At 63.2% G+C, this 19683-nt stretch carries 18 protein-coding genes and 1 tRNA gene; 10 read left to right on the forward strand and 9 right to left on the reverse strand.

The window, feature by feature from the left end; genetic code table 11:
• Positions 1-20: 20 nt before the first annotated feature.
• Positions 21-332: a 50S ribosomal protein L21 gene (rplU, locus tag MMB74_RS13910; protein WP_004194344.1), complete on the reverse strand. Its 312-nt coding sequence runs from the start codon at positions 330-332 to the stop codon at positions 21-23.
• A 295-nt stretch (positions 333-627) separates the two neighbouring features.
• Here rplU and MMB74_RS13915 point away from each other — a divergent pair, with 295 nt between their 5' ends.
• Both MMB74_RS13915 and MMB74_RS13920 read left to right on the forward strand, forming a co-directional pair.
• Complete coding sequence (locus MMB74_RS13915; protein WP_277429218.1) at positions 628-1620, forward strand: polyprenyl synthetase family protein; 993 nt, start codon at positions 628-630, stop codon at positions 1618-1620.
• Positions 1621-1661: 41 nt separating this feature from the next.
• Positions 1662-1738: transfer RNA gene (locus MMB74_RS13920), tRNA-Pro, on the forward strand.
• Between the two features lie 234 nt (positions 1739-1972).
• Here the strand turns inward: MMB74_RS13920 and MMB74_RS13925 are convergent.
• Complete coding sequence (locus tag MMB74_RS13925; RefSeq protein ID WP_277429219.1) at positions 1973-2317, reverse strand: cupin domain-containing protein; 345 nt, start codon at positions 2315-2317, stop codon at positions 1973-1975.
• Between the two features lie 193 nt (positions 2318-2510).
• On the opposite strand from MMB74_RS13925, the gene MMB74_RS13930 reads away from it, so the two are divergent.
• From MMB74_RS13930 to yacG, 7 genes are all read left to right on the forward strand, one after another.
• Positions 2511-3806, forward strand: coding sequence for an HlyC/CorC family transporter (locus MMB74_RS13930; RefSeq protein WP_277429220.1), 1296 nt, complete (start codon positions 2511-2513; stop codon positions 3804-3806).
• Between the two features lie 109 nt (positions 3807-3915).
• Positions 3916-5133, forward strand: coding sequence for a GspE/PulE family protein (locus MMB74_RS13935; RefSeq protein WP_277429221.1), 1218 nt, complete (start codon positions 3916-3918; stop codon positions 5131-5133).
• Complete coding sequence (locus MMB74_RS13940; RefSeq protein ID WP_277429222.1) at positions 5130-6404, forward strand: type II secretion system F family protein; 1275 nt, start codon at positions 5130-5132, stop codon at positions 6402-6404. The genes MMB74_RS13935 and MMB74_RS13940 overlap by 4 nt, the downstream gene beginning before the upstream one ends.
• Position 6405: 1 nt before the next feature.
• Complete coding sequence (locus tag MMB74_RS13945; protein WP_277429223.1) at positions 6406-7356, forward strand: A24 family peptidase; 951 nt, start codon at positions 6406-6408, stop codon at positions 7354-7356.
• Between the two features lie 4 nt (positions 7357-7360).
• Complete coding sequence (gene coaE, locus MMB74_RS13950) at positions 7361-7972, forward strand: dephospho-CoA kinase (protein WP_277429224.1); 612 nt, start codon at positions 7361-7363, stop codon at positions 7970-7972.
• 204 nt (positions 7973-8176) lie between these two features.
• The gene (zapD, locus tag MMB74_RS13955; RefSeq protein WP_277429225.1) at positions 8177-8932 is read left to right on the forward strand and encodes a cell division protein ZapD; all 756 of its coding nucleotides are present in this window, start codon (positions 8177-8179) and stop codon (positions 8930-8932) included.
• A gap of 3 nt (positions 8933-8935) precedes the next feature.
• Positions 8936-9127 (forward strand): DNA gyrase inhibitor YacG, encoded by a 192-nt coding sequence (yacG, locus tag MMB74_RS13960; RefSeq protein ID WP_277429226.1) that lies wholly within the window; start codon positions 8936-8938, stop codon positions 9125-9127.
• A gap of 117 nt (positions 9128-9244) precedes the next feature.
• Here the strand turns inward: yacG and MMB74_RS13965 are convergent, their stop codons facing one another.
• The 4 genes from MMB74_RS13965 to secA all read right to left on the reverse strand — a co-directional run bounded on the left by MMB74_RS13965 (position 9245) and on the right by secA (position 14706).
• Positions 9245-9682: an NUDIX domain-containing protein gene (locus tag MMB74_RS13965; protein ID WP_277429227.1), complete on the reverse strand. Its 438-nt coding sequence runs from the start codon at positions 9680-9682 to the stop codon at positions 9245-9247.
• The gene (locus MMB74_RS13970) at positions 9679-10548 is read right to left on the reverse strand and encodes an ATP-binding protein (RefSeq protein WP_277429228.1); all 870 of its coding nucleotides are present in this window, start codon (positions 10546-10548) and stop codon (positions 9679-9681) included. Before MMB74_RS13970 ends, MMB74_RS13965 begins: the two co-directional genes overlap by 4 nt.
• Before the next feature lie 97 nt (positions 10549-10645).
• Positions 10646-11887, reverse strand: a complete 1242-nt coding sequence (gene argJ / locus MMB74_RS13975) for a bifunctional glutamate N-acetyltransferase/amino-acid acetyltransferase ArgJ (protein WP_277429229.1) — start codon at positions 11885-11887, stop codon at positions 10646-10648.
• Positions 11888-11901: 14 nt separating this feature from the next.
• A complete protein-coding gene (secA, locus tag MMB74_RS13980; protein WP_277429230.1) occupies positions 11902-14706 on the reverse strand; it encodes a preprotein translocase subunit SecA in 2805 nt (934 codons plus the stop codon).
• A gap of 204 nt (positions 14707-14910) precedes the next feature.
• Between secA and MMB74_RS13985 the strand changes: the two genes are divergently transcribed.
• On the forward strand, positions 14911-15396 hold the full coding sequence (locus MMB74_RS13985) for a DUF721 domain-containing protein (RefSeq protein ID WP_277429231.1): 486 nt from the start codon (positions 14911-14913) through the stop codon (positions 15394-15396).
• Positions 15397-15484: 88 nt separating this feature from the next.
• Here the strand turns inward: MMB74_RS13985 and lpxC are convergent, their stop codons facing one another.
• The 3 genes from lpxC to ftsA all read right to left on the reverse strand — a co-directional run bounded on the left by lpxC (position 15485) and on the right by ftsA (position 19662).
• The gene (gene lpxC / locus MMB74_RS13990; protein WP_277429232.1) at positions 15485-16402 is read right to left on the reverse strand and encodes a UDP-3-O-acyl-N-acetylglucosamine deacetylase; all 918 of its coding nucleotides are present in this window, start codon (positions 16400-16402) and stop codon (positions 15485-15487) included.
• Between the two features lie 672 nt (positions 16403-17074).
• Positions 17075-18280: a cell division protein FtsZ gene (ftsZ, locus tag MMB74_RS13995; protein ID WP_277429233.1), complete on the reverse strand. Its 1206-nt coding sequence runs from the start codon at positions 18278-18280 to the stop codon at positions 17075-17077.
• A gap of 149 nt (positions 18281-18429) precedes the next feature.
• A complete protein-coding gene (gene ftsA / locus MMB74_RS14000; protein ID WP_277429234.1) occupies positions 18430-19662 on the reverse strand; it encodes a cell division protein FtsA in 1233 nt (410 codons plus the stop codon).
• Between the last annotated feature and the right edge of the window lie 21 nt (positions 19663-19683).

Genomic DNA, 19683 nt, shown 5'->3' on the forward strand with positions numbered 1-19683 from the left:
TTGCTCCTTAACCGGCGCGCTTACGCATTGATCGCGTCGATGCGCAGTTCGGTATAGTTCTGGCGGTGACCACCATGCTTTTGGTAGTGCTTCCGGCGACGCATCTTGAAGATCGTCACTTTGGCGTGCCGCCCATGAGATACGACGGTAGCCTTGACGGAAGCCCCACTGACCAGCGGCGTACCGAATTGAATCGATTCACCTTCGCCTACCGCGAGAACCTGGTCGAGCGTGATTTCAGCGTCAATGTCTGCCGGTATCTGTTCTACTTTCAATTTTTCGCCGACAGCAACCTTATACTGCTTGCCGCCGGTTTTTATGACCGCGTACATTGAGAACCTCACTCTGTGTGCGCCACTTTCGTGGACGCCTTTTCCAAACAAACTTACCCGCCGGCCGCGACACTTTCGCTCGCCGCCATCGCTCGGTTTGTTTGCTTCGCTTTTCTTTTTCCCACGCACCGTGCGTGAAAACGCGTGATTATACATGGGGTTAGGCGCACAGTCAAAGTCCCCTGCGGGAGGTCGTCGGCGGTTCCCTCGTGCGCGGCGCCACAGCCAGCGCCGACGGCCCCTCGGAGCGCCCCATAACCCTTTATAATCCGCGGCACCACCCATTTTTTTGATCATGTCGTCGACCGCCACCTCCTCTCCCAGCGCCGCCAACTTGCTCGCTCCCATCTCGGAAGACATGGAGCAGGTCAATCGCGTCATCCGGCAACGTTTGGCCTCCGAGGTGATGCTCATCAATCAGATCTCGGAATACATCATCGGCGCCGGCGGCAAGCGGCTGCGCCCCGCGCTGCTGCTGCTGGTCGCGCGCGCGCTCGGCGACTCGACGGGGCACCGGCACGAGCTCGCGGCGATCGTCGAGTTCATCCACACGGCCACGCTCCTACACGACGACGTCGTCGACGAATCCGATCTGCGGCGCGGCCGCCAAACGGCAAACGCCTTGTTCGGCAACGCTGCAAGTGTGCTCGTGGGCGATTTTCTCTATTCGCGCTCGTTCCAAATGATGGTCGGCATCGGGAAGATGCGCGTCATGGAAATCCTCTCCGAAGCGACGAATATCATCTCCGAAGGCGAGGTGTTGCAGCTTCTGAACATGCATGACGCGGATGTCGACGAAGCGCGGTACATGCAGGTCATCCGCTATAAGACGGCGAAGCTATTCGAGGCGGCGGCGCAACTGGGCGCCGTCATCTCTGGCGCCGACGCCCGCATCGAGGCGGCTGCCGCCGAGTTTGGCCGCCGCATCGGCACCGCATTCCAGATCATGGACGATTGGCTCGATTACACGGGCACGGCCGAGTCGATGGGCAAAAATGCCGGCGACGATCTGCGCGAAGGCAAGCCCACGCTGCCGCTGATTTACTTGATCGAGCGCGGCACGCCTGAGCAATCGGCGCTTGCGCGCGAGGCGATCGAGCACGGGGGCACGGACCGTTTCGAGACGATCTTCGAAGCGATCACGCGCTCGGGCGCGCTCGATCACACGCTCGAATGCGCCAAGCGCGAGGCCCAGGCCGCCGCGGAAGCGATTTCTGCGTTTCCGGATTCCCTTTACAAGGAAAGCCTGCTAGAATTATGTTTTTACTCGACGGCGCGCCAGTCTTGAACGAGACTGATCAGCGGCGAGAGTCCAAGCAGGTCCCAATTCGGGGTGTAGCTTAGCCTGGTAGAGCGCTACGTTCGGGACGTAGAGGCCGGAGGTTCGAATCCTCTCACCCCGACCAGAATTTCTTAGAAATCGACGGTTTAGCCAAAATTTCCGTCGTTGTATTGCTGCAGTAGGATGCGTAGCACAAACGTTTGATAAAGCCTTGCGGATCTCTTTGGTTCGCGGGGCTTTTTTCATTGCAGCAACGCAATCATGACGACGACAAGCACCCCATACTCTCAGGCAACGGCCGCCAATCGCGAAGCCATTGGGCTTCGCGTCGGCTCTGCACAACCTCCACTCTGAAAACTCAGGCGAAAACGAAGTACTTGCGCACCGTCTCCACGACTTCCCAAGTGCCCTTCATGCCGGGCTCGATCACGAACACGTCGCCGGCCTTTAGGTGTACAGGCTGCTCGCCTTCCGGCGTGATGATGCAATAGCCGTCGAGGAAATGGCAGAACTCCCATTTCTCGTAATTCACCTCGAACTTGCCCGGCGTGCAGATCCAAGTGCCCATGATCTTGCTGCCGTCCTTGGAGGCGTACGCGTTGAGGTTAACGGTGTGCGGATCTCCGCCGATGCGTTTCCACTTGGTCGCATCGACAACCGGGGTCGGGCAGGTTTCGCGCAAAACGGTGATGAAATCGGACATTTGTCTGCTCCAAGCTGTCGGATAAGGGTCAGCCACGTTAGCAGACAGAGACACGCCGGGGCTTGTTCGGATCCGACACGTAGCGCGTGCGGATCCGACATGCGGTGATCGAAGCACGTCGCAAGGTCCCGGCTGAGCAATCCCGCTCTGCTATATTCTTGCCATCCCTTTTCTTTGCCACACCGCACGACGCGTGGAACAAATTCCCTTGTGGGCGCAAATCGGCGCCGTCTTCGTTTTACTGCTCTGCTCCGGCTTCTTCTCGATTTCGGAAACCGCGATGATGGCGCTCAACCGCCATCGGCTGAAATACCTCGCCGGCAAAGGCGCTTTCGGCGCACGCACCACTCAAGGCCTGCTGGCGCGGCCCGATCAACTGCTCGGCGTCGTGCTCATCGGCAACAACCTGCTGAACACGATCATTCCAGTGCTGACGACATCGATCGCGCTGCGCACGTTCGGCCGCGACAATCTCGTGCTGTCGATCGCGACGGGCATCGTCGCCTTCCTCATCATCGTCTTCGCGGAAATCACACCGAAGATCGTCGGCGCAACCTACCCCGAAAAAATCGCGCTGCCCGCGAGTGTCGTCATTGCACCGCTGATGCGGATTCTGAAGCCCGTCGTCTGGTTCGTGAACTTGTTCTCGAACACAATTCTGCTCGCATTGCACATCAATACCAAAGGCGGCCGGGACCAGCGCCTGAGCACGGAGGAACTGCGCGCCATCGTGCTCGAATCGGGCAGCTTCATGCCGACCAAGCACCGCAGCATCTTGCTGAATCTGTTCGATCTCGAGAACATTTCCGTCGATGACGTGATGATTCCCCGTCGCCGGATCGAGTCGCTCGATTTCGACGCGCCGTTCGAAGACATCTTGCGTCAGCTCGAAACCTGCTACCACAACAAGCTGATCGTCTATCAAGGCGACATCGATCGCGTGCTCGGCGTCCTGCATGTGCGCAAAACGCTCGCCGCGCTCCACAACCAAGAACTCACCCGCGAGACGCTGCGCGAGCTATTGACCGATCCCTACTTCGTGCCGTCGGGCACGCCCGTGTTCCAGCAGTTGCAGTTTTTCCAGGAAACGCGGCAACGCACGGCCCTAGTCGTCAACGAATACGGGGAACTGGAAGGGCTCGTCACGCCGGAAGACATCCTCGAAGAGTTGATCGGCGAATTCACGACGTCCATTCCTCGCAGTGCCAGCACGCGCACCGGCTGGACCGAGCACGGCGAATGCATCGTCGCCGGCAGCATGCCGTTGCGCGAATTGAATCGCTGGCTCCACATCACGCTACCCACCACCGGGCCCAAAACGCTCAACGGCCTGATTCTCGAAACGCTCGAGGAAATCCCCGAGGGCGACGTTTGCCTGCAAATCGGCGATGTCCAACTCGAGGTGCTGCAAAGCGACGATCAAGCCGTGCGAACCGTCAAGCTGTTCAAGCCGCGCACGCGCGCAACGGCAAAGCCGTCGAACGCATAACCCCGGCTCCGCTCAGCGCCGGGTTGGCCGACAGGCTAAATGGCGCGCGGCCGCCGCGCGGGCGATGATTGCCGCATCGCGTTCCACGGCGGCGTCATGCCGGTCTCCGATGTCTACCACTTCGTCGTTTTCCTCCCTGGCGACGGCCCGCGCCCCTGACGACGGCCCGGCCGCCAGGCTTTTCACACAGGTACTCGAGCAAGCGGCCCATCGCGCGGCATCGGACATTCATGTCGAGCCCACCGAGCACGGCTGGCGCATCCGGCTGCGCGTCGACGGCGTTCTGCACGAGTTGCCCAGCCCGCCCGCGCATTTGCGCGACGCGCTCGTTACACGCGTGAAAGTCCTTGCACGCCTGGACATCGCCGAGCGGCGCGTGCCGCAAGACGGCCGCCTGCGGCTCGCACTCGCACGGGACGAAATCGAAGACTACCGCGTCAGCACGCTACCGACACTGCACGGGGAAAAGCTCGCGCTGCGGCGTCTCGAAACGTTGCCGTCCGATGTGTCGCTCGCCGAGCTGGGCTTCGATGCGCAGCAACGCCCTCCGGTCGAGGCAGCCATTCGCGCACCGCACGGGCTCATCCTCGTCACGGGGCCGACCGGCAGCGGCAAGACACGATCGCTTTACGCTTTTCTGCAGATGCTCAACGTATCCTCGCGCAATATCTGCACCGTGGAAGACCCGGCCGAGATCCAGGTCGAGGGCATCAATCAAGTCAGCGTGCGAGAGAAAGCGGGGCTCACGTTCCCCACTGCGTTGCGGGCGCTATTGCGGCAGGATCCCGACGTCATCATGATCGGTGAGATTCGCGATGCCGAAACTGCCGATGTCGCCCTCAAAGCCGCGCAAACAGGGCACCTCGTGCTCTCGACGCTGCATACTAACGATGCGCCGAGCGCGATCGCCCGATTGCTCGACATCGGCGTCGCGCCCCATAACTTGGCCGCCGCGCTTCGGCTCGTCACAGCGCAAAGACTGGTTCGCCGCTTGTGTCCACATTGTCGAATCGAGGCCGAAGCGCCGCCTGCCGACCTCGTTGCGGAGCAGTTGGGGGGCGAGGCGCCCGCGCTACGCGCTTCGTATGCCGCGCGAGGGTGCGTGGCCTGCGACGGCTCCGGTTATCGCGGCCGCATCGGCATCCATCAGGTCATGCGGGTGTCGCGCGCCGTTTGCGAATTGATCAACGCGGGCGCCAGCATGCATGCGATTACGCGCCAAGCGCGCGTCGATGGCGCAGCGTCCCTTCGCGCAGCCGCGCTCGCGCGCGTGCGCGAAGGCGTAACGAGCATCGACGAAGCGCTCGCTGCGACGGACGGCGTATGAATCCAAGCCGCACGACAGCCCATGCGCGGGTCGCGCTAGGCGCGCCGCGCGCCGACCAGCCGTTGGCCGAGCCGCACATCCTGGAGACGCGCTTTCGCTGGAAGGGCGTCCAGCTCGACGGCACGCGGCGCCGCGGTTCACTCATCGCACCGGATCTAGCTGCCGCTCGCGCACGGCTCCAGGCAGAAGGCATCGTCGCAGCAAAGCTCGATACGCTCGGCCCGGCCGCTCCGGCGCGCACGAGCACACGCGAGGTCACGGCGTTCACGCGGCAACTCGCCAATCTGCTGTGCGCGGGGCTCGCGCTCGTGCAGGCGCTCGAGCTGCTTGCGCGCACGTCGCCGCGCAACGCATTGCCGCGCGTGGCGAGCGGCCTCGCGCGCCACATCACGGCCGGTCGACGGTTCGCGGCGGCGCTTGCCGCCTACCCCGCGCAATTCGATCGGCTTTACTGCGAACTCGCGGCCATCGGCGAAGCCACGGGCTCGCTGGGCAGTGCGCTCGCGCGCCTGGCCGAACAGCGCGAACGCGCCGCCGCTCAGCGCGCGAAACTGCGCGCCGCGCTCGCCTATCCGTGCGGCGTCATGGTGCTGGCGGTCATCGTCACAGCCTCCCTCCTCGCATTCGTCGTACCGACATTCGAACAGGTGTTCGACAATTTCGGCGCGTCGCTGCCGGGTCCGACGCGTGCCGTGATGGCGCTTTCCACCTTCCTGACAGATTGGGGGCCCCTGTCGCTCGCCGTCTCGGCCGCGATCGCCCTAGGCGCCTCGCGCCTCTTGCGCGGCCGAGCAAGCGCCCGCATGGCTTTCGATCGATGCCTACTCGCTGCGCCCGCAGTAGGCCCGCTCACCCGGGCAATCGCCGCCGCACGCTGGTCGCACGCGCTCGGCACGCTGCTCGCGGCCGGCGTCCCGCTAGCGGACGCGCTCGGCGTCCTTGCCGCTGTCACGGGCAACGCGGTCTTCAATGCTGCAACCGCCGACATCGAAGCGCGCCTGCGGCGCGGTGAACGACTCGCGCACGCGATGCGCGCCGCCGGCTGCTTTCCCGCAGCACTCGTCGAACCTTTGGCCGTCGCCGAAGAATCGAGCGCACTCGATGCCATGTTGCTCGATTGGTCCACACTGGCGGAACGCGAGGTCGATGAACGCTTGGCGTTCGCGTCCGCATGCGCAGAGCCGCTCCTGGTGATGGTGCTCGGCCTCGTCATCGGCTCACTGATCGTCGCGCTCTATTTGCCGGTCATCGAACTCGGCAACGTGGTGTAGCATGCCCCCCATTCACCACCCGACCCCGATCGCGACTCCATCCGTGTACGCCTCGCTCATCGACGCACCTCTCTCGCGCCTGTCGCTCGGCATCGCCGCCACTTTCGGCGCGCTGCCGCCGGCCTGGCAGTTCGCCTTCGCGATTGTGTTTGGCCTCGTGATCGGCAGCTTCGTGAACGTCGTGGTCTATCGGTTGCCGATCATGCTCGAGCGCGCCTGGCGTCTCGAGATCAGCGATGCGACGGGCGAACCAGCGCAAGCCGACAGCCTTCCGGCGCGTTTCAACCTTTGCCTGCCGCGAAGCGCCTGTCCGCATTGCGGCCACGTGCTGCGCGCCTACGAAAATATCCCCGTGCTGAGCTACGTCTTGCTGCGTGGCCGGTGCGCTGCCTGCCGCACCTCCATCGGCATGCGCTATCCGCTCATCGAGCTTGCCAGCGCGGCATTGGCCGCTGGCGCGCTGGCCACGTTTGGGCCGACCGGCACGGGACTCGCGGCATTCGGTCTCACGGCCGGGCTACTTGCCATGAGCGCGATCGACGCCGAGACGCGCCTGCTGCCCGACACGCTCACGCTGCCGCTCTTATGGGCAGGACTCATCGTCAATTTCAGCGATACGTTCGCCTCGCTGCATGCCGCCGTCGCGGGTGCGATCGCCGGCTACGTTTTCTTGTGGTGCGTCTACTGGCTGTTTCGCTTCGCCCGCGGAGTGGAAGGCATGGGCTATGGCGATTTCAAGCTACTCGCCGCGCTCGGTGCGTGGCTCGGCTGGGCGGCGCTGCCCCAAGTCGTGCTGATCGCCGCCATCACGGGCGCCATGGCGGGACTCGCAGCCATGTGGTCGGGACGCCTGCGGTTCGACGAGCCGTTGCCGTTCGGTCCCTTCCTTGCGCTCGGCGGCGTCGTGACGCTGTTCACGGGTACGTCGATCTTCCATCTGCTCGGAGGCTGAGGTCATGTTTGCCGTGGGTCTCACTGGTGGCATAGGCAGCGGCAAGACCACTGTCGCCGATTTGTTCGCCAAGCATGGCATCGTCATCGTCGATACCGACGTCATCGCGCATCGCATCACGGCGCCTGGCGGCCCGGCCATGCCGCTCATCGAGCAAGCGTTCGGCTCGCGTTTCATCGCACCCGACGGCTCGCTCGATCGTGCCAAGATGCGCACGCTCGTATTCTCCAACGATGCGGCCAGAGTCCGGCTCGAAGGCATCACGCATCCGCTGATTCGCGCTGAGACCGAACGCCAGAGAGGCACGGCAACGGGACCCTACGTCGTGATCGTCGTGCCCCTGCTGATCGAATCGGACACGTGGAAAACGCGCGTCGACCGAGTTCTGGTTGTCGACTGCAGCACCGAAACGCAGATCGCACGTGTCATGCGCCGAAATGCGTTCTCGCGTGAACAAGTCTTGGCCATCATGGCGCGCCAGGCTTCGCGCGAGGCGCGGCTCGCGGCAGCCGACGACGTCATCGTCAACGACGACGCGCCTCTAGCGCAGCTCGAGCAAGAGGTGCGGCGCTTGCATCGACACTATTTAGCGCTTGCCGGAGGCAAGCCTACATGATCGCGGCCGGCGCAGACTCACGCCGCGCGGCGTCGCGCCCTTGCGTGGCCAGAGTACGCCGCTCAACCCGCCGATAGCTTCCCCAAAATGCCCCTTTTCAGGAAAGCGCAGTAAAAAGTGCCCGATTCCGCGATTGCGGGGGCCAATCTGCGGCATTAGAATGTCCTGCAATCCCACCACCCACGACCCCAGGGGCGAGCGCGCTTGATCCTTTACGAGTATCCGTTCAACGAGCGAATTCGCACGCTGCTGCGTCTCGAAGATTTATTCGAGCGCTTCACCTTTTTCTTGAGCCAAGACGACGCGCGAGAGCATCACGTCGCACTGACAACGCTGTTCGAAATCGCCGAAGTAACGGGCCGGGCGGATTTGAAGTCGGATCTGATGAAGGAACTGGAGCGGCAACGGCAAACGCTCGCACCGTTCCGCGGCAATCCGGGCATCGAGCAGAACGCGCTCGAAGCCGTGCTCAGTGAAATCGAGCAGACCCTCGCGGGCCTCGCGCAGATGCAAGGCAAAACGGGCCAGCATCTCTCGGACAACGAATGGCTCGCCAGCATCCGTAGCCGCGCCATCATTCCCGGCGGCACCTGCGAATTCGACCTGCCGTCCTACTATGCTTGGCAGCAATTGCATCCCGATCAACGCCGCCAAGATATCGCCAAGTGGATAGCGCCCCTGCTACCGCTGCGCGATGCCGCGTCCATCGTGTTGCGCCTAGCGCGTGAATCGGGGCAAGCATCGAAGGTCATGGCCATGCAGGGCAGCTATCAGCAGATGCTCTCGGGCCGCACGTACCAATTGATGCAAGTGCGTGTCTCGCCGGAACTGCGGGTGATTCCCGAGGCCAGCGCCAACAAGTACATGCTCTGGGTGCGCTTCACGGTCCAGGACGGCGATCTGCGTCCGCGGGCCGTCGATGTCGACGTGCCGTTCCAATTGACGCTTTGCAGCCTTTGAAAGATGGTGACTGTTGTCAAATGCCCGACCTGCGGCAAGGATGTCCGGTGGACGACGGAAAATCGCTTCCGCCCCTTTTGTTCCGAGCGGTGCAAGCAAATCGATTTAGGCGCTTGGGCGAATGAGAAATATCGGATCGGCGGCACGGACGAAGAGCCGCCATCGGATGAAGACAAACACGGCGATCTGAATTGATTCGCGCCAGCGCGAAAGCGCTCGCCCGGGACGATCGGCAAGCGGTAGCGGTCGATGCCCTCCGGCTCACCGTGCGCGCAATAGCGCGCACGGGCGCCATCGCCCTACCTCCGGGCGCTAATCGGCGGCGAGAAGCGCCAGTACAGGAATGGCTGCCGGCAACAGCGGTGCGACTTCTACCGGCAGGCGCTGCCAACTGAAGGCCTGGCCTTCGCGTCCGTGCGGTTCTCCCGTCCACCCCGTCACTTTGCAAAAGTGAAGCCGCACATAGGCATGCGGATAGTCATGCTCGAGCGTGTGCCAGCGATGGCACTGCGTCATGACGATGCCGAGTTCCTCGTGCAATTCTCGCCCGAGCGCGGCTTCGACCGTCTCGCCGGGCTCTAGCTTACCGCCCGGAAACTCCCAATAGCCTTCGTACGGCTTGCCCGCGGGCCGCTGCGCGAGTAGGTAGCGGCCGTCGGATTGAACGAGCACGCCAACCGCGACCTCGGTCACTGGGCGGCCGGTGGGGGAGAGGTCGACGGCTTCGGCGCCGCTCTGAGGCGAGGTCATACGCGCGCCCCGCGGCCCGACCAGTCTCGAGCAAATTGCCACGCCACGCGGCCGGAACGCGAACCGCGCTCCAGTGCCCAAACGAGCGCATCACCGCGAGCGTTGGCGATATCGTCGTCACTACAGCCGAAATGGCGCAGCCAATGCCCGACGATCGCGAGGTAATCGTCTTGCTTGAACGGGTAGAAGCTCACCCAGAGGCCAAACCGTTCGGACAGCGAGATTTTTTCTTCGACGACCTCGCCCGGATGAATCTCGCCGTCGGACGTATGTTTGTACGTCTCGTTGTCGCTCATATACTCCGGCAGCAGGTGGCGCCGGTTCGACGTCGCGTAGATGAGGATATTGTCCGACTGCGCCGCGACCGAACCGTCGAGAGCAACCTTCAACGCCTTATAGCCCGATTCGCCTTCTTCGAACGAGAGGTCGTCGCAAAACACGATGAACCGCTCGGGCCGTGCAGCGATGAGTTCGGTGATGTCGCCCAAGTCGTGCAAATCGTCCTTGTCGACCTCGATCAAGCGCAATCCGTCGTTCGCGTATGCGTTCAGACAGGCTTTGATCAGCGACGATTTGCCCGTGCCGCGCGCGCCGGTGAGCAGTACGTTGTTCGCCGGGCGCTTATTGACGAATTGCCGCGTGTTTTGCTCGATCAGCGCCTTTTGGCGTTCGATGTTTTGCAAGTCCCCGAGCGTGATGGACGAGATCGCCGGCACCGGCTGCAGGTAACCGCGCCCTTGCCGCTTGCGCCAGCGAAACGCAATCGACGCAGACCAGTCGACGCTGGGCGCCACCGGCGGCAGCATGGCCTCCAGACGACCGAGCAGGGCCTCGGCGCGGGTCAGAAATTGTTCGAGTTTGTCCATGAGCGGTATTGAAGCGTCATGCGACGCGCCGCACGACACGGCGCGATCGAAAATCCGACACGCACGGCGGCGCGCCTAGAGGCGCCGCCACCATGCGTCAGGAGCGGTAATCGGCGTTGATGGAAACGTAGTCGTGCGATAAGTCGCACGTCCAGATCGTCGCTTGGGCTGTGCCGCGACCGAGCATCACGCGAATCGTGATCTCGCTCTCCTTCATGACCCGCTGGCCATCCTCTTCGCGATAAGCGGGGTGACGCCCGCCTTCGGTTGCGACGTGAACGTCACCGAGATAGAGATCGATCTTCGCGACATCCAGGTCGGCAATGCCCGCATAGCCGATCGCGGCCAAAATTCGGCCGAGGTTCGGATCCGACGCATAGAAGGCCGTCTTCACGAGCGGCGAATGGCCGATGGCATAGGCGACTTGGCGGCACTCGCTCACATTTGCGCCACCCTGGACTTGCACGGTCATGAACTTCGTCGCCCCCTCGCCGTCGCGCACGATCAGCTGTGCGAGGGTTTGCGCGAGCGACACAACGGCATCGCGCAACGCGGCGTACGCAGGCGTACCGGCCGATGTCACCGCCGGCAGGCTCGACTTGCCTGTGGCAATGAGCATGAAGGAATCGTTCGTCGAGGTATCGCCATCGATCGTGATGCAGTTGAACGAGCGATCGGCGACGTCTTTGACGAGCGTGTCGAGCACATCCTGGGCAACGGCCGCGTCGCACGCGAGAAAGCCCAGCATCGTCGCCATGTTGGGCTTGATCATGCCGGCGCCCTTGCTGATGCCCGTGAGCGTGACCGTATGGCCGTCGATCGTCACTTGCTTGGACGCGGCCTTCGGCAGCGTGTCGGTCGTCATGATCGATTGCGCCGCCTCGTACCACTGTGCGGGCGCGCGGCACGCCAGCGCGGCCGGCAAGCCCGCTTTGAGCCGGTCGATCGGCAGCGGCTCGAGAATGACGCCCGTCGAGAACGGCAGAACTTGCTCGGGCGCGATGCCCGCCAAGCGCGCGAGCTCGACGCAGGTCTCGCGCGCATGCGCGAGGCCCGGCTCGCCGGTGCCTGCATTTGCATTGCCCGTATTGACGACGAGCGCACGAATGCCCTTGCCGCCTTCGCGCACCTTAGCGAGATGCTCACGGCACACCGTGACGGGCGCGGCGCAGAAACGGTTGGACGTAAACACGCCCGCCACCGTCGCGCCCTCATCGAGCGAGACGATCAACACGTCCTTGCGGTTCGGCTTGCGGATATTCGCCTCGGCGTAACCGAGCGTCACGCCGGCGACGGAATGAAGTTGCGCGGGATCGATCGAAGGAAAATTGACGGCCATGGTCGCGAATCCGGTTAAGCCAACTTACCGTGACACTGTTTGTATTTCTTGCCGCTACCGCAAGGGCAAGGATCGTTGCGGCCGACTTTCGGCACGCCATCGGCAGTCACCGACGCCGCCGGTGCATGCGCGCCATGGCTCATGGCCTGGCCGACCATGTCGGCAGTCGCGTCCGTCGCGGCTACCGCAACGGCAGCCGCTTCGGCGAATTCTGCGTGACGAAACTCGACGTTTTCGACGTGACTGACTTGCTCTTCGTACTGTTCGGCTGCCTCTTCGAGTTGCTCGGGCGACTGAATCTGAACGTTCATGACGATACGCGTCACTTCCGTCTTCACGATGTTGAGCAGCGTCTCGAAAAGTTCGAACGCTTCGCGCTTGTACTCTTGCTTCGGGTTTTGCTGGGCGTAGCCGCGCAAATGGATGCCCTGGCGAAGATGGTCCAGCGCGGCCAGATGCTCGCGCCAGCAACGATCGAGCGTTTGCAGCATGACCGACCGCTCGAACGCGCTAAACGACTCGCGGCCCACGAGCGCGACTTTGGCCTCGTAGGCCTCGTCGGCTGCACCGATCACGGCATCGAGAATGTCGTCGGCATCGAGCGATTGCGACTCGTTGATCATCTCCTGAATGGCCAGATCGAGCTGCCAGTCCTTGCGCAGCGCTTCTTCCAATTCGGGGGCGCGCCATTGCTCTTCGATACTGCCGGCCGGAACGAACTCGTGGACCACATCGGTGACGACGGCATGGCGCATCGCCGTGATCGTCTCGGTGATGTCGTGCGCTTCGAGCAACTCGTTGCGCTGCTGGTAGATCACCTTGCGTTGATCGTTGGCGACGTCGTCGTATTCGAGCAGTTGCTTGCGGATGTCGAAATTGCGCGCTTCGACTTTACGCTGCGCCGACTCGATGGAACGCGTGACGATGCCGGCCTCGATCGCTTCGCCCTCGGGCATGCGCAGCCGGTCCATGATCGCGCGCACGCGATCGCCTGCGAAGATGCGCAGCAGCGGATCTTCGAGCGACAGATAGAAGCGCGAGGAACCCGGGTCGCCCTGACGGCCCGCGCGGCCGCGCAATTGATTGTCGATGCGGCGCGACTCGTGGCGCTCGGTGCCGATGATGTGCAAGCCGCCCGCCGCTTTGACTTGATCGTGCAGTGCCTGCCATTCGCCGTGCAACGCACGGATGCGGCTGACTTTTTCTTCGGCGGGGACCGATTCGTCCAACTCGAGCAGCGACGCCTGCTTTTCCGCGTTGCCGCCGAGCACGATGTCGGTCCCCCGGCCTGCCATGTTCGTGGCGATCGTAATGCGCTTGGGTCGCCCCGCTTCCGCGACGATCGCAGCCTCGCGCGCATGCTGCTTCGCGTTGAGCACCTCGTGCGGCAAACCGGCTTTCGTCAGCAGGTTCGAAAGCAATTCGGAGTTTTCGATCGATGTCGTACCGACGAGCACCGGCTGGCCGCGCTCGTAACAGTCGCGAATGTCGCGAATGACGGCGTCGTAGCGCTCTTTGGCCGTCTTGTAGATCTGATCTTGCTTATCGATCCGCTTGGGCGGGCGGTTGGTCGGAATGACGACCGTTTCCAGGCCGTAGATTTCGTTGAATTCGTACGCTTCGGTATCGGCCGTGCCGGTCATGCCCGACAGCTTCGCGTACATGCGGAAGTAGTTCTGGAACGTGATCGAGGCGAGCGTTTGGTTCTCGCTTTGGATCTTGACGTGCTCCTTCGCTTCCACCGCCTGATGCAGCCCGTCAGACCAGCGGCGTCCCGCCATCAACCGGCCCGTGAATTCGTCGACGATGACGACTTCGCCGTTCTGCACGACGTAATGCTGATCGCGGAAGAACAGCGTGTGGGCGCGCAGCGCGGCATACACGTGGTGCATCAGCGTGATGTTCTGCGCCGCGTACAGACTTTCGCCTTCGCCGATCAAGCCCCACTCGGCCAGCAGGCGCTCGGCCTTCTCGTGCCCCGATTCGGTCAGGAAGACCTGGCGCGCCTTTTCGTCGAGCGTGTAATCGCCCGGCTTCTCGACGCCCGTGCCGTCGGCCCGCTCTTCGCCGATCTGCCGCTCCAAGAGCGGCGGCAGCGCGTTCATGCGGACATAGAGTTCGGTGTGATCTTCGGCTTGGCCCGAGATGATGAGCGGCGTACGCGCTTCGTCGATCAGAATCGAATCCACCTCGTCGACGACCGCGAAGTTCAACGAACGCTGCACGCGCGCATCCGTCTCGTAGACCATGTTGTCGCGCAGATAGTCGAAGCCGAACTCGTTGTTCGTGCCGTAGGTGATATCGGCCGCGTACGCCTGCTGCTTCGACTCGTGGTCCATTTGCGACAGATTGATGCCGACGGACAAGCCGAGGAAGTTATAAAGCCGCCCCATCCATTCGGCGTCGCGCTGCGCGAGGTAATCGTTGACCGTCACGACGTGAACGCCCCGCCCCGATAGCGCGTTCAGATATGCAGCCAGCGTGGCGACGAGCGTCTTGCCCTCGCCCGTGCGCATTTCGGCGATCTTGCCGTAGTGCAGCACCATGCCCCCGATCAGCTGCACGTCGAAATGGCGCATTTTGAGCACGCGGCGGCTGGCCTCGCGGCAGACCGCGAACGCCTCGGGCAGCAGTTTGTCGAGCGACTCCCCGCTCGCGACGCGCTGCCGGAATTCGTCCGTCTTGGCGCGCAGTTGGTCGTCCGTCAATTGCTCGATCTGCGGCTCGAGCGCATTGATCACCGCGACGGTCTTTTGATACTGCTTGACGAGACGCTGATTGCGGCTGCCAAAGATCTTTTGGAGAAAACCGGTGGTCATCGGGTCGAGTATGCGTCGCGGCTTCGGCCAGGCACCGGCGCGGCCTATGCGGTCACGGCGGATGCCCGGATTCGAAGGGCCTCGGCGGCTTATTCCATGAGTGAATTCGAATCGCGCATTTTAGCACGCGAGCCTTAACGTACCGTGTCGGACGGCAGCGTCTGTCCGCACCGGCAATGTCCCGCGGGCGGGTACAATCGCGCCATGAAACGCTTTTCGTCCTTTTCGAAGGTTGCTTCGGCGCGTCGGCCGCAACCTGTCGCCGAAGTGCTCGGACGGACCGATGCATTCGCGGCGCTGCGCGCCGGCGTCGAGCAAATCAGCGCGCTCGAGCGCGATCTGACACAACTGCTGCCCGACTACCTGGCGAAGAACGTCGAACCGGGTTTTATCAAAGACGGCACGCTCACGCTGTTCGCGGCGCACGGCGCCTTGGCCGCACGGCTGCGCCAAATCAACGACCGGCTACTCTCGTCGTTGCAGCAGCGCGGCTGGCCGGTGCGCACGCTCGCGGTCAAAGTGCGGCTTCGCGCCGTGGAAGAAGCGCCCGCGCCCAAGCAGGCGCGCATGACGCCGGCCGGCGCCGCCGCCTTGCAAGCGCTGAGCCGTTCGCTCCCCCCTTCGCCGCTGCAGGCTGCCCTCGCCGCGATGGCCGCGCGACACGGAAAATCGACCGACGAAAAGCAATGAGCGGCCCGAAAGCCGCTCATCGTGGATTGCAGAATGCAAAATGCCGCTTGCGCGGCCCGCGCTCATGCGCGAGGCGCGCACCGCACGCTCAGGCCAATGCGGTCTGGGCTTCGTAGCCGAAGCCGCGCGGCGCGTGTTCGAGATTGTCGAACGTCAGCACTTCGTAAGCCTCTTCATGCGCGAGCAACTCGCGCAACAGCGCATTGTTCAGACCGTGCCCCGACTTGTGCGCCGTATACGAGGCGAGCAGCGGATGACCGACGACGTAGAGATCGCCGATCGCATCGAGCATCTTGTGCTTCACGAACTCGTCGTCGTAGCGCAAGCCATCGTTGTTCAAGATCCGGTATTCGTCGAGCACGATCGCGTTATCCATGCTGCCGCCGCGCGCCAAACCGAGTTCTCGCATCATCTCCACTTCATGCGCGAAGCCGAAGGTACGCGCGCGGGCAATTTCCCGCACGTATGAAGTCGTCGCGAAATCGACTTCGAGCGCCTGCCCCGTCTTGTCGACGGCCGGGTGGCTAAAATCGATCGTGAACTTGAGCTTGAAGCCGAAATACGGATCGAGGCGAGCGAACTTGTCGCCATCGCGCACTTCGACCGGCTTCTTCACCTTGATGAACTTCTTCGGCGCGTTCTGCTCTTCGATCCCGGCCGATTGCATCAGGAAGACGAAAGAAGCCGCGCTGCCGTCCATGATCGGGATTTCTTCCGCCGTAACATCAACGTACAGATTGTCGATGCCCAAGCCGGCACAGGCCGACATCAAATGCTCGACCGTCGAGACGCGCGCGCCGTCTTTCTGCAGAACCGAAGCGAGACGCGTATCGCCGATCGACAACGCGGACGCGGGGATGTCCACCGGGGTCGGCAAATCGACGCGCGAGAACACGATGCCGGTGTTAGCGGCAGCGGGGCGCAGCGTCAGCTCGACCTTGCGCCCGGAGTGCAAGCCGATGCCGACTGTCTTGACGATCGATTTGATGGTGCGTTGCTTCAACATGGTCCTGTTCGATTGGGATTCTCAATCGGCCCTTTTTAGTTCATAGCACAGAGTATACTCTATCCGGCGCGACCGTACATTTCCGCCGACGTATCCATCTGTTTCCTCGCGTTACCTGCTGCAAACGAAGCGAGGCCGGCGGCCGGAACGGAGGCATTCCCGGTCGCCGGCCCGTAACGGACCGTCACAAAACCACGCCGCAGTCGTTGCGGGCACGCCACGCGCAAACGCGGCGCAACCGTCCACCGGCAAGCACGCATATCGCTTGCCCGGTCCAAAAGCGTTCCTGGCGCACCTTGCCCGCGATGCGCCGATCATCCGCTCGCGCCGTACGCACGCTGCTCCGAGCCATGCCGAGCCAAAATCAGGTCGGCGCAGCCCGAGCGCTGCTCGTAGCGCTTAGCGGCCCGCTCTCTGCCAAACCCGTCTGTCGCAAGCCGAAGCCAGCACGTGCGCGTGAGTCGATGCGCTCGCGCGCGACACGCTGCCCGATCTCGGGCGCGCCGACAGGCGCTGCACCCGCTGCACCCGCTTCGCTTGAACACTGCGCGAAGCGGCCGCGCCTGCTCGCCCGACGGGACGAAGCCTTCTGACGCCGTTGCCGTTCATGATGCCGTCCTTTCGTCGGCGCGGCGGCGAACATAGCCGCACGCGCGACGAATGCACCGCGCTTCAGTCCGCCTGCTTACGCAAAAACGCGGGGATGTCGTACGTGTCGACGCCCTTTTCCTGCAGCGCCTGCACGTGCGAAGCCGCCGTCTCGCGCGAGTTGCGCCATACGGCCGGCGTATCGAACGCGCCGTAATCGGCCGTGTTCGCGTGCGACGACTGCGGCGTATAGCCGTGCTGCATCACGGGCTGATTGTCCGTGCCCGTGCGCAGCAGGGTCATCGGCGCGGGCTGCTGCTTCTTCGCCGCGCTTGCCGCCGTGCGGCCAAGACCCGTCGCCACGACCGTCACGCGCAACGCGTCGCCCATCGCATCGTCGTAGACCGCGCCGAAGATGACCGTGGCGTCGTCCGCCGCGTAGCTCTTGATCGTGTTCATCACTTCGCGCGTTTCCGACAAGCGCAGCGAGCGGCTCGAGGTGATGTTCACGAGCACGCCGCGCGCACCCGACAGATCGACGCCTTCGAGCAGCGGGCTCGCGACGGCCTGTTCGGCCGCGAGCCGGGCGCGATCGACGCCGGCCACCGTGGCCGTGCCCATCATCGCCTTGCCTTGCTCGCCCATCACCGTCTTCACGTCTTCGAAGTCGACGTTCACGAGACCGTCGACGTTGATGATTTCGGCGATACCGGCCACAGCGTTGTTCAGAACGTCGTCTGCGCACTGGAAGCACTTATCCATCTCGGCGTCATCGCCCATCACCTCGAACAGCTTGTCGTTCAGAACGACGATCAGCGAGTCGACGTGATCCTCCAGTTGCTGCGAACCGGCTTCCGCCACGCGCATGCGCTTGCCGCCTTCGAATTCGAACGGCTTGCTCACGACGCCCACGGTCAGAATGCCCATCTCTTTGGCGATCTGCGCGACCACGGGCGCTGCGCCCGTGCCCGTGCCGCCGCCCATGCCGGCCGTGATGAATACCATGTGCGCGCCACGCAACGCATCGGCGATCCGCTCGCGCGCTTCTTCGGCCGCCGCACGTCCCATCTCCGGCTTCGCGCCGGCGCCCAGCCCCGTGTTGCCGAGCTGAATCACGTTGGGCGCGCGCGAGCGCGACAACGCTTGAGCATCGGTGTTCATGACGACGAAATCGACGCCTTGCACCCCTTTGCTGATCATGTGCGCGACGGCATTGCCGCCCGCACCGCCAACGCCCACCACCTTGATGATGGTGCCGTTGGTTTCCGTTTCCAACATCTGGAATTCCATATTGCCTCCGTCAAAAAAAAGTCCTGCCGATCGGCGTTATTCGGCGAAGAGCCGGGCAGCTCCTCGTCGCACGCGAGCCGCCGGCACCCGCGCTTTCACCGCCTGCCCGAAGCGCATTTCGACAACGCGCGTTGGGCCCTCTTTCGAAATTAAAAATTGCCCAAAAACCAGTCTTTCATGCGCGAGAAAACCTGCCCCATCGATCCCGCCTGCACCGCGACCTTGCGGCCGCGCATGCGTTGCGAAGAACCTTCGACGAGCAATCCCATCGCCGTCGAATAGCGCGGATTGCGCACGACGTCGGCAAGCCCGCCCGCGTATTCCGGCACGCCGATGCGCACCGGCTTCAGGAAAATGTCTTCGCCGAGCTCGACCATGCCCGGCATCATCGAAGCACCGCCCGTCAGAACGATGCCCGAGCTCAAGAGTTCCTCATAACCCGATTCGCGCACCACTTGATGCACGAGCGAGAACAACTCTTCCACGCGCGGCTCGATCACGGCCGAGAGCGCTTGGCGCGACAGCGTGCGCGGACCGCGCTCGCCCAAGCCCGGCACTTCGATCATTTCGTCGGGATCGGCAAGCGCTTGCTTGGCGATCCCGTAGCTCACCTTGATGTCCTCGGCGTCGGGCGTCGGCGTGCGCAGCGCCATCGCGATGTCGCTCGTGATCTGATCGCCCGCGATCGGGATCACGGCCGTGTGGCGAATAGCGCCTTCGCTGAAGATGGCGATATCGGTTGTGCCGCCGCCGATATCCACGAGCACCACGCCAAGCTCTTTTTCATCCTCGGTCAACACCGCAAGCGAGGACGCGAGCGGCTGAAGAATCAGATCGTTGACCTCCAGCCCGCAGCGCCGCACGCACTTGACGATGTTTTGCGCCGCCGATACGGCGCCCGTCACGATGTGCACTTTCACCTCGAGGCGAATGCCGCTCATCCCGATCGGCTCGCGCACGTCTTCCTGACCGTCGATGATGAATTCCTGCGTGAGGATGTGCAGCACCTGCTGATCGGTCGGGATGTTGATCGCCTTGGCCGTCTCGATCACGCGGGCGACATCCGCCTGCGTCACTTCCTTGTCCTTGATCGCCACCATCCCGCTGGAATTGAAGCTGCGGATATGGCTGCCCGCGATCCCCGTGAAGACGTTGGTGATCTTGCAGTCGGCCATCAGCTCGGCTTCTTCCAGCGCGCGCTGAATCGACTGCACCGTGGCCTCGATGTTCACCACGACACCTTTTTTCAGACCCTTCGATTCGCTTTGCCCGAGCCCGATCACTTCGTAGTGGCCCTCGCCGCGCAATTCGGCGACGACTGCCACGACCTTGGCCGTGCCGATGTCCAGGGCAACCAGCAGATCCTTGTAGTCTTTACTCATAGCGTGCTCATTGCGTGTGAT

The sequence above is a fragment of the Trinickia sp. Y13 genome, from assembly GCF_029522115.1.
In the GTDB taxonomy this organism is placed as follows: Bacteria; Pseudomonadota; Gammaproteobacteria; order Burkholderiales; family Burkholderiaceae; genus Trinickia.

Coding starts and splice junctions, on each gene's coding strand:
- rplU (WP_004194344.1), bottom strand. CDS start 332: ATGTACGCGGTCATAAAAACCGGCGGCAAGCAGTATAAGGTTGCTGTC.
- MMB74_RS13915 (WP_277429218.1), top strand. CDS start 628: ATGTCGTCGACCGCCACCTCCTCTCCCAGCGCCGCCAACTTGCTCGCT.
- MMB74_RS13925 (WP_277429219.1), bottom strand. CDS start 2,317: ATGTCCGATTTCATCACCGTTTTGCGCGAAACCTGCCCGACCCCGGTT.
- MMB74_RS13935 (WP_277429221.1), top strand. CDS start 3,916: ATGTCTACCACTTCGTCGTTTTCCTCCCTGGCGACGGCCCGCGCCCCT.
- MMB74_RS13940 (WP_277429222.1), top strand. CDS start 5,130: ATGAATCCAAGCCGCACGACAGCCCATGCGCGGGTCGCGCTAGGCGCG.
- MMB74_RS13945 (WP_277429223.1), top strand. CDS start 6,406: ATGCCCCCCATTCACCACCCGACCCCGATCGCGACTCCATCCGTGTAC.
- coaE (WP_277429224.1), top strand. CDS start 7,361: ATGTTTGCCGTGGGTCTCACTGGTGGCATAGGCAGCGGCAAGACCACT.
- yacG (WP_277429226.1), top strand. CDS start 8,936: ATGGTGACTGTTGTCAAATGCCCGACCTGCGGCAAGGATGTCCGGTGG.
- MMB74_RS13965 (WP_277429227.1), bottom strand. CDS start 9,682: ATGACCTCGCCTCAGAGCGGCGCCGAAGCCGTCGACCTCTCCCCCACC.
- MMB74_RS13970 (WP_277429228.1), bottom strand. CDS start 10,548: ATGGACAAACTCGAACAATTTCTGACCCGCGCCGAGGCCCTGCTCGGT.
- argJ (WP_277429229.1), bottom strand. CDS start 11,887: ATGGCCGTCAATTTTCCTTCGATCGATCCCGCGCAACTTCATTCCGTC.
- secA (WP_277429230.1), bottom strand. CDS start 14,706: ATGACCACCGGTTTTCTCCAAAAGATCTTTGGCAGCCGCAATCAGCGT.
- MMB74_RS13985 (WP_277429231.1), top strand. CDS start 14,911: ATGAAACGCTTTTCGTCCTTTTCGAAGGTTGCTTCGGCGCGTCGGCCG.
- lpxC (WP_277429232.1), bottom strand. CDS start 16,402: ATGTTGAAGCAACGCACCATCAAATCGATCGTCAAGACAGTCGGCATC.
- ftsZ (WP_277429233.1), bottom strand. CDS start 18,280: ATGGAATTCCAGATGTTGGAAACGGAAACCAACGGCACCATCATCAAG.
- ftsA (WP_277429234.1), bottom strand. CDS start 19,662: ATGAGTAAAGACTACAAGGATCTGCTGGTTGCCCTGGACATCGGCACG.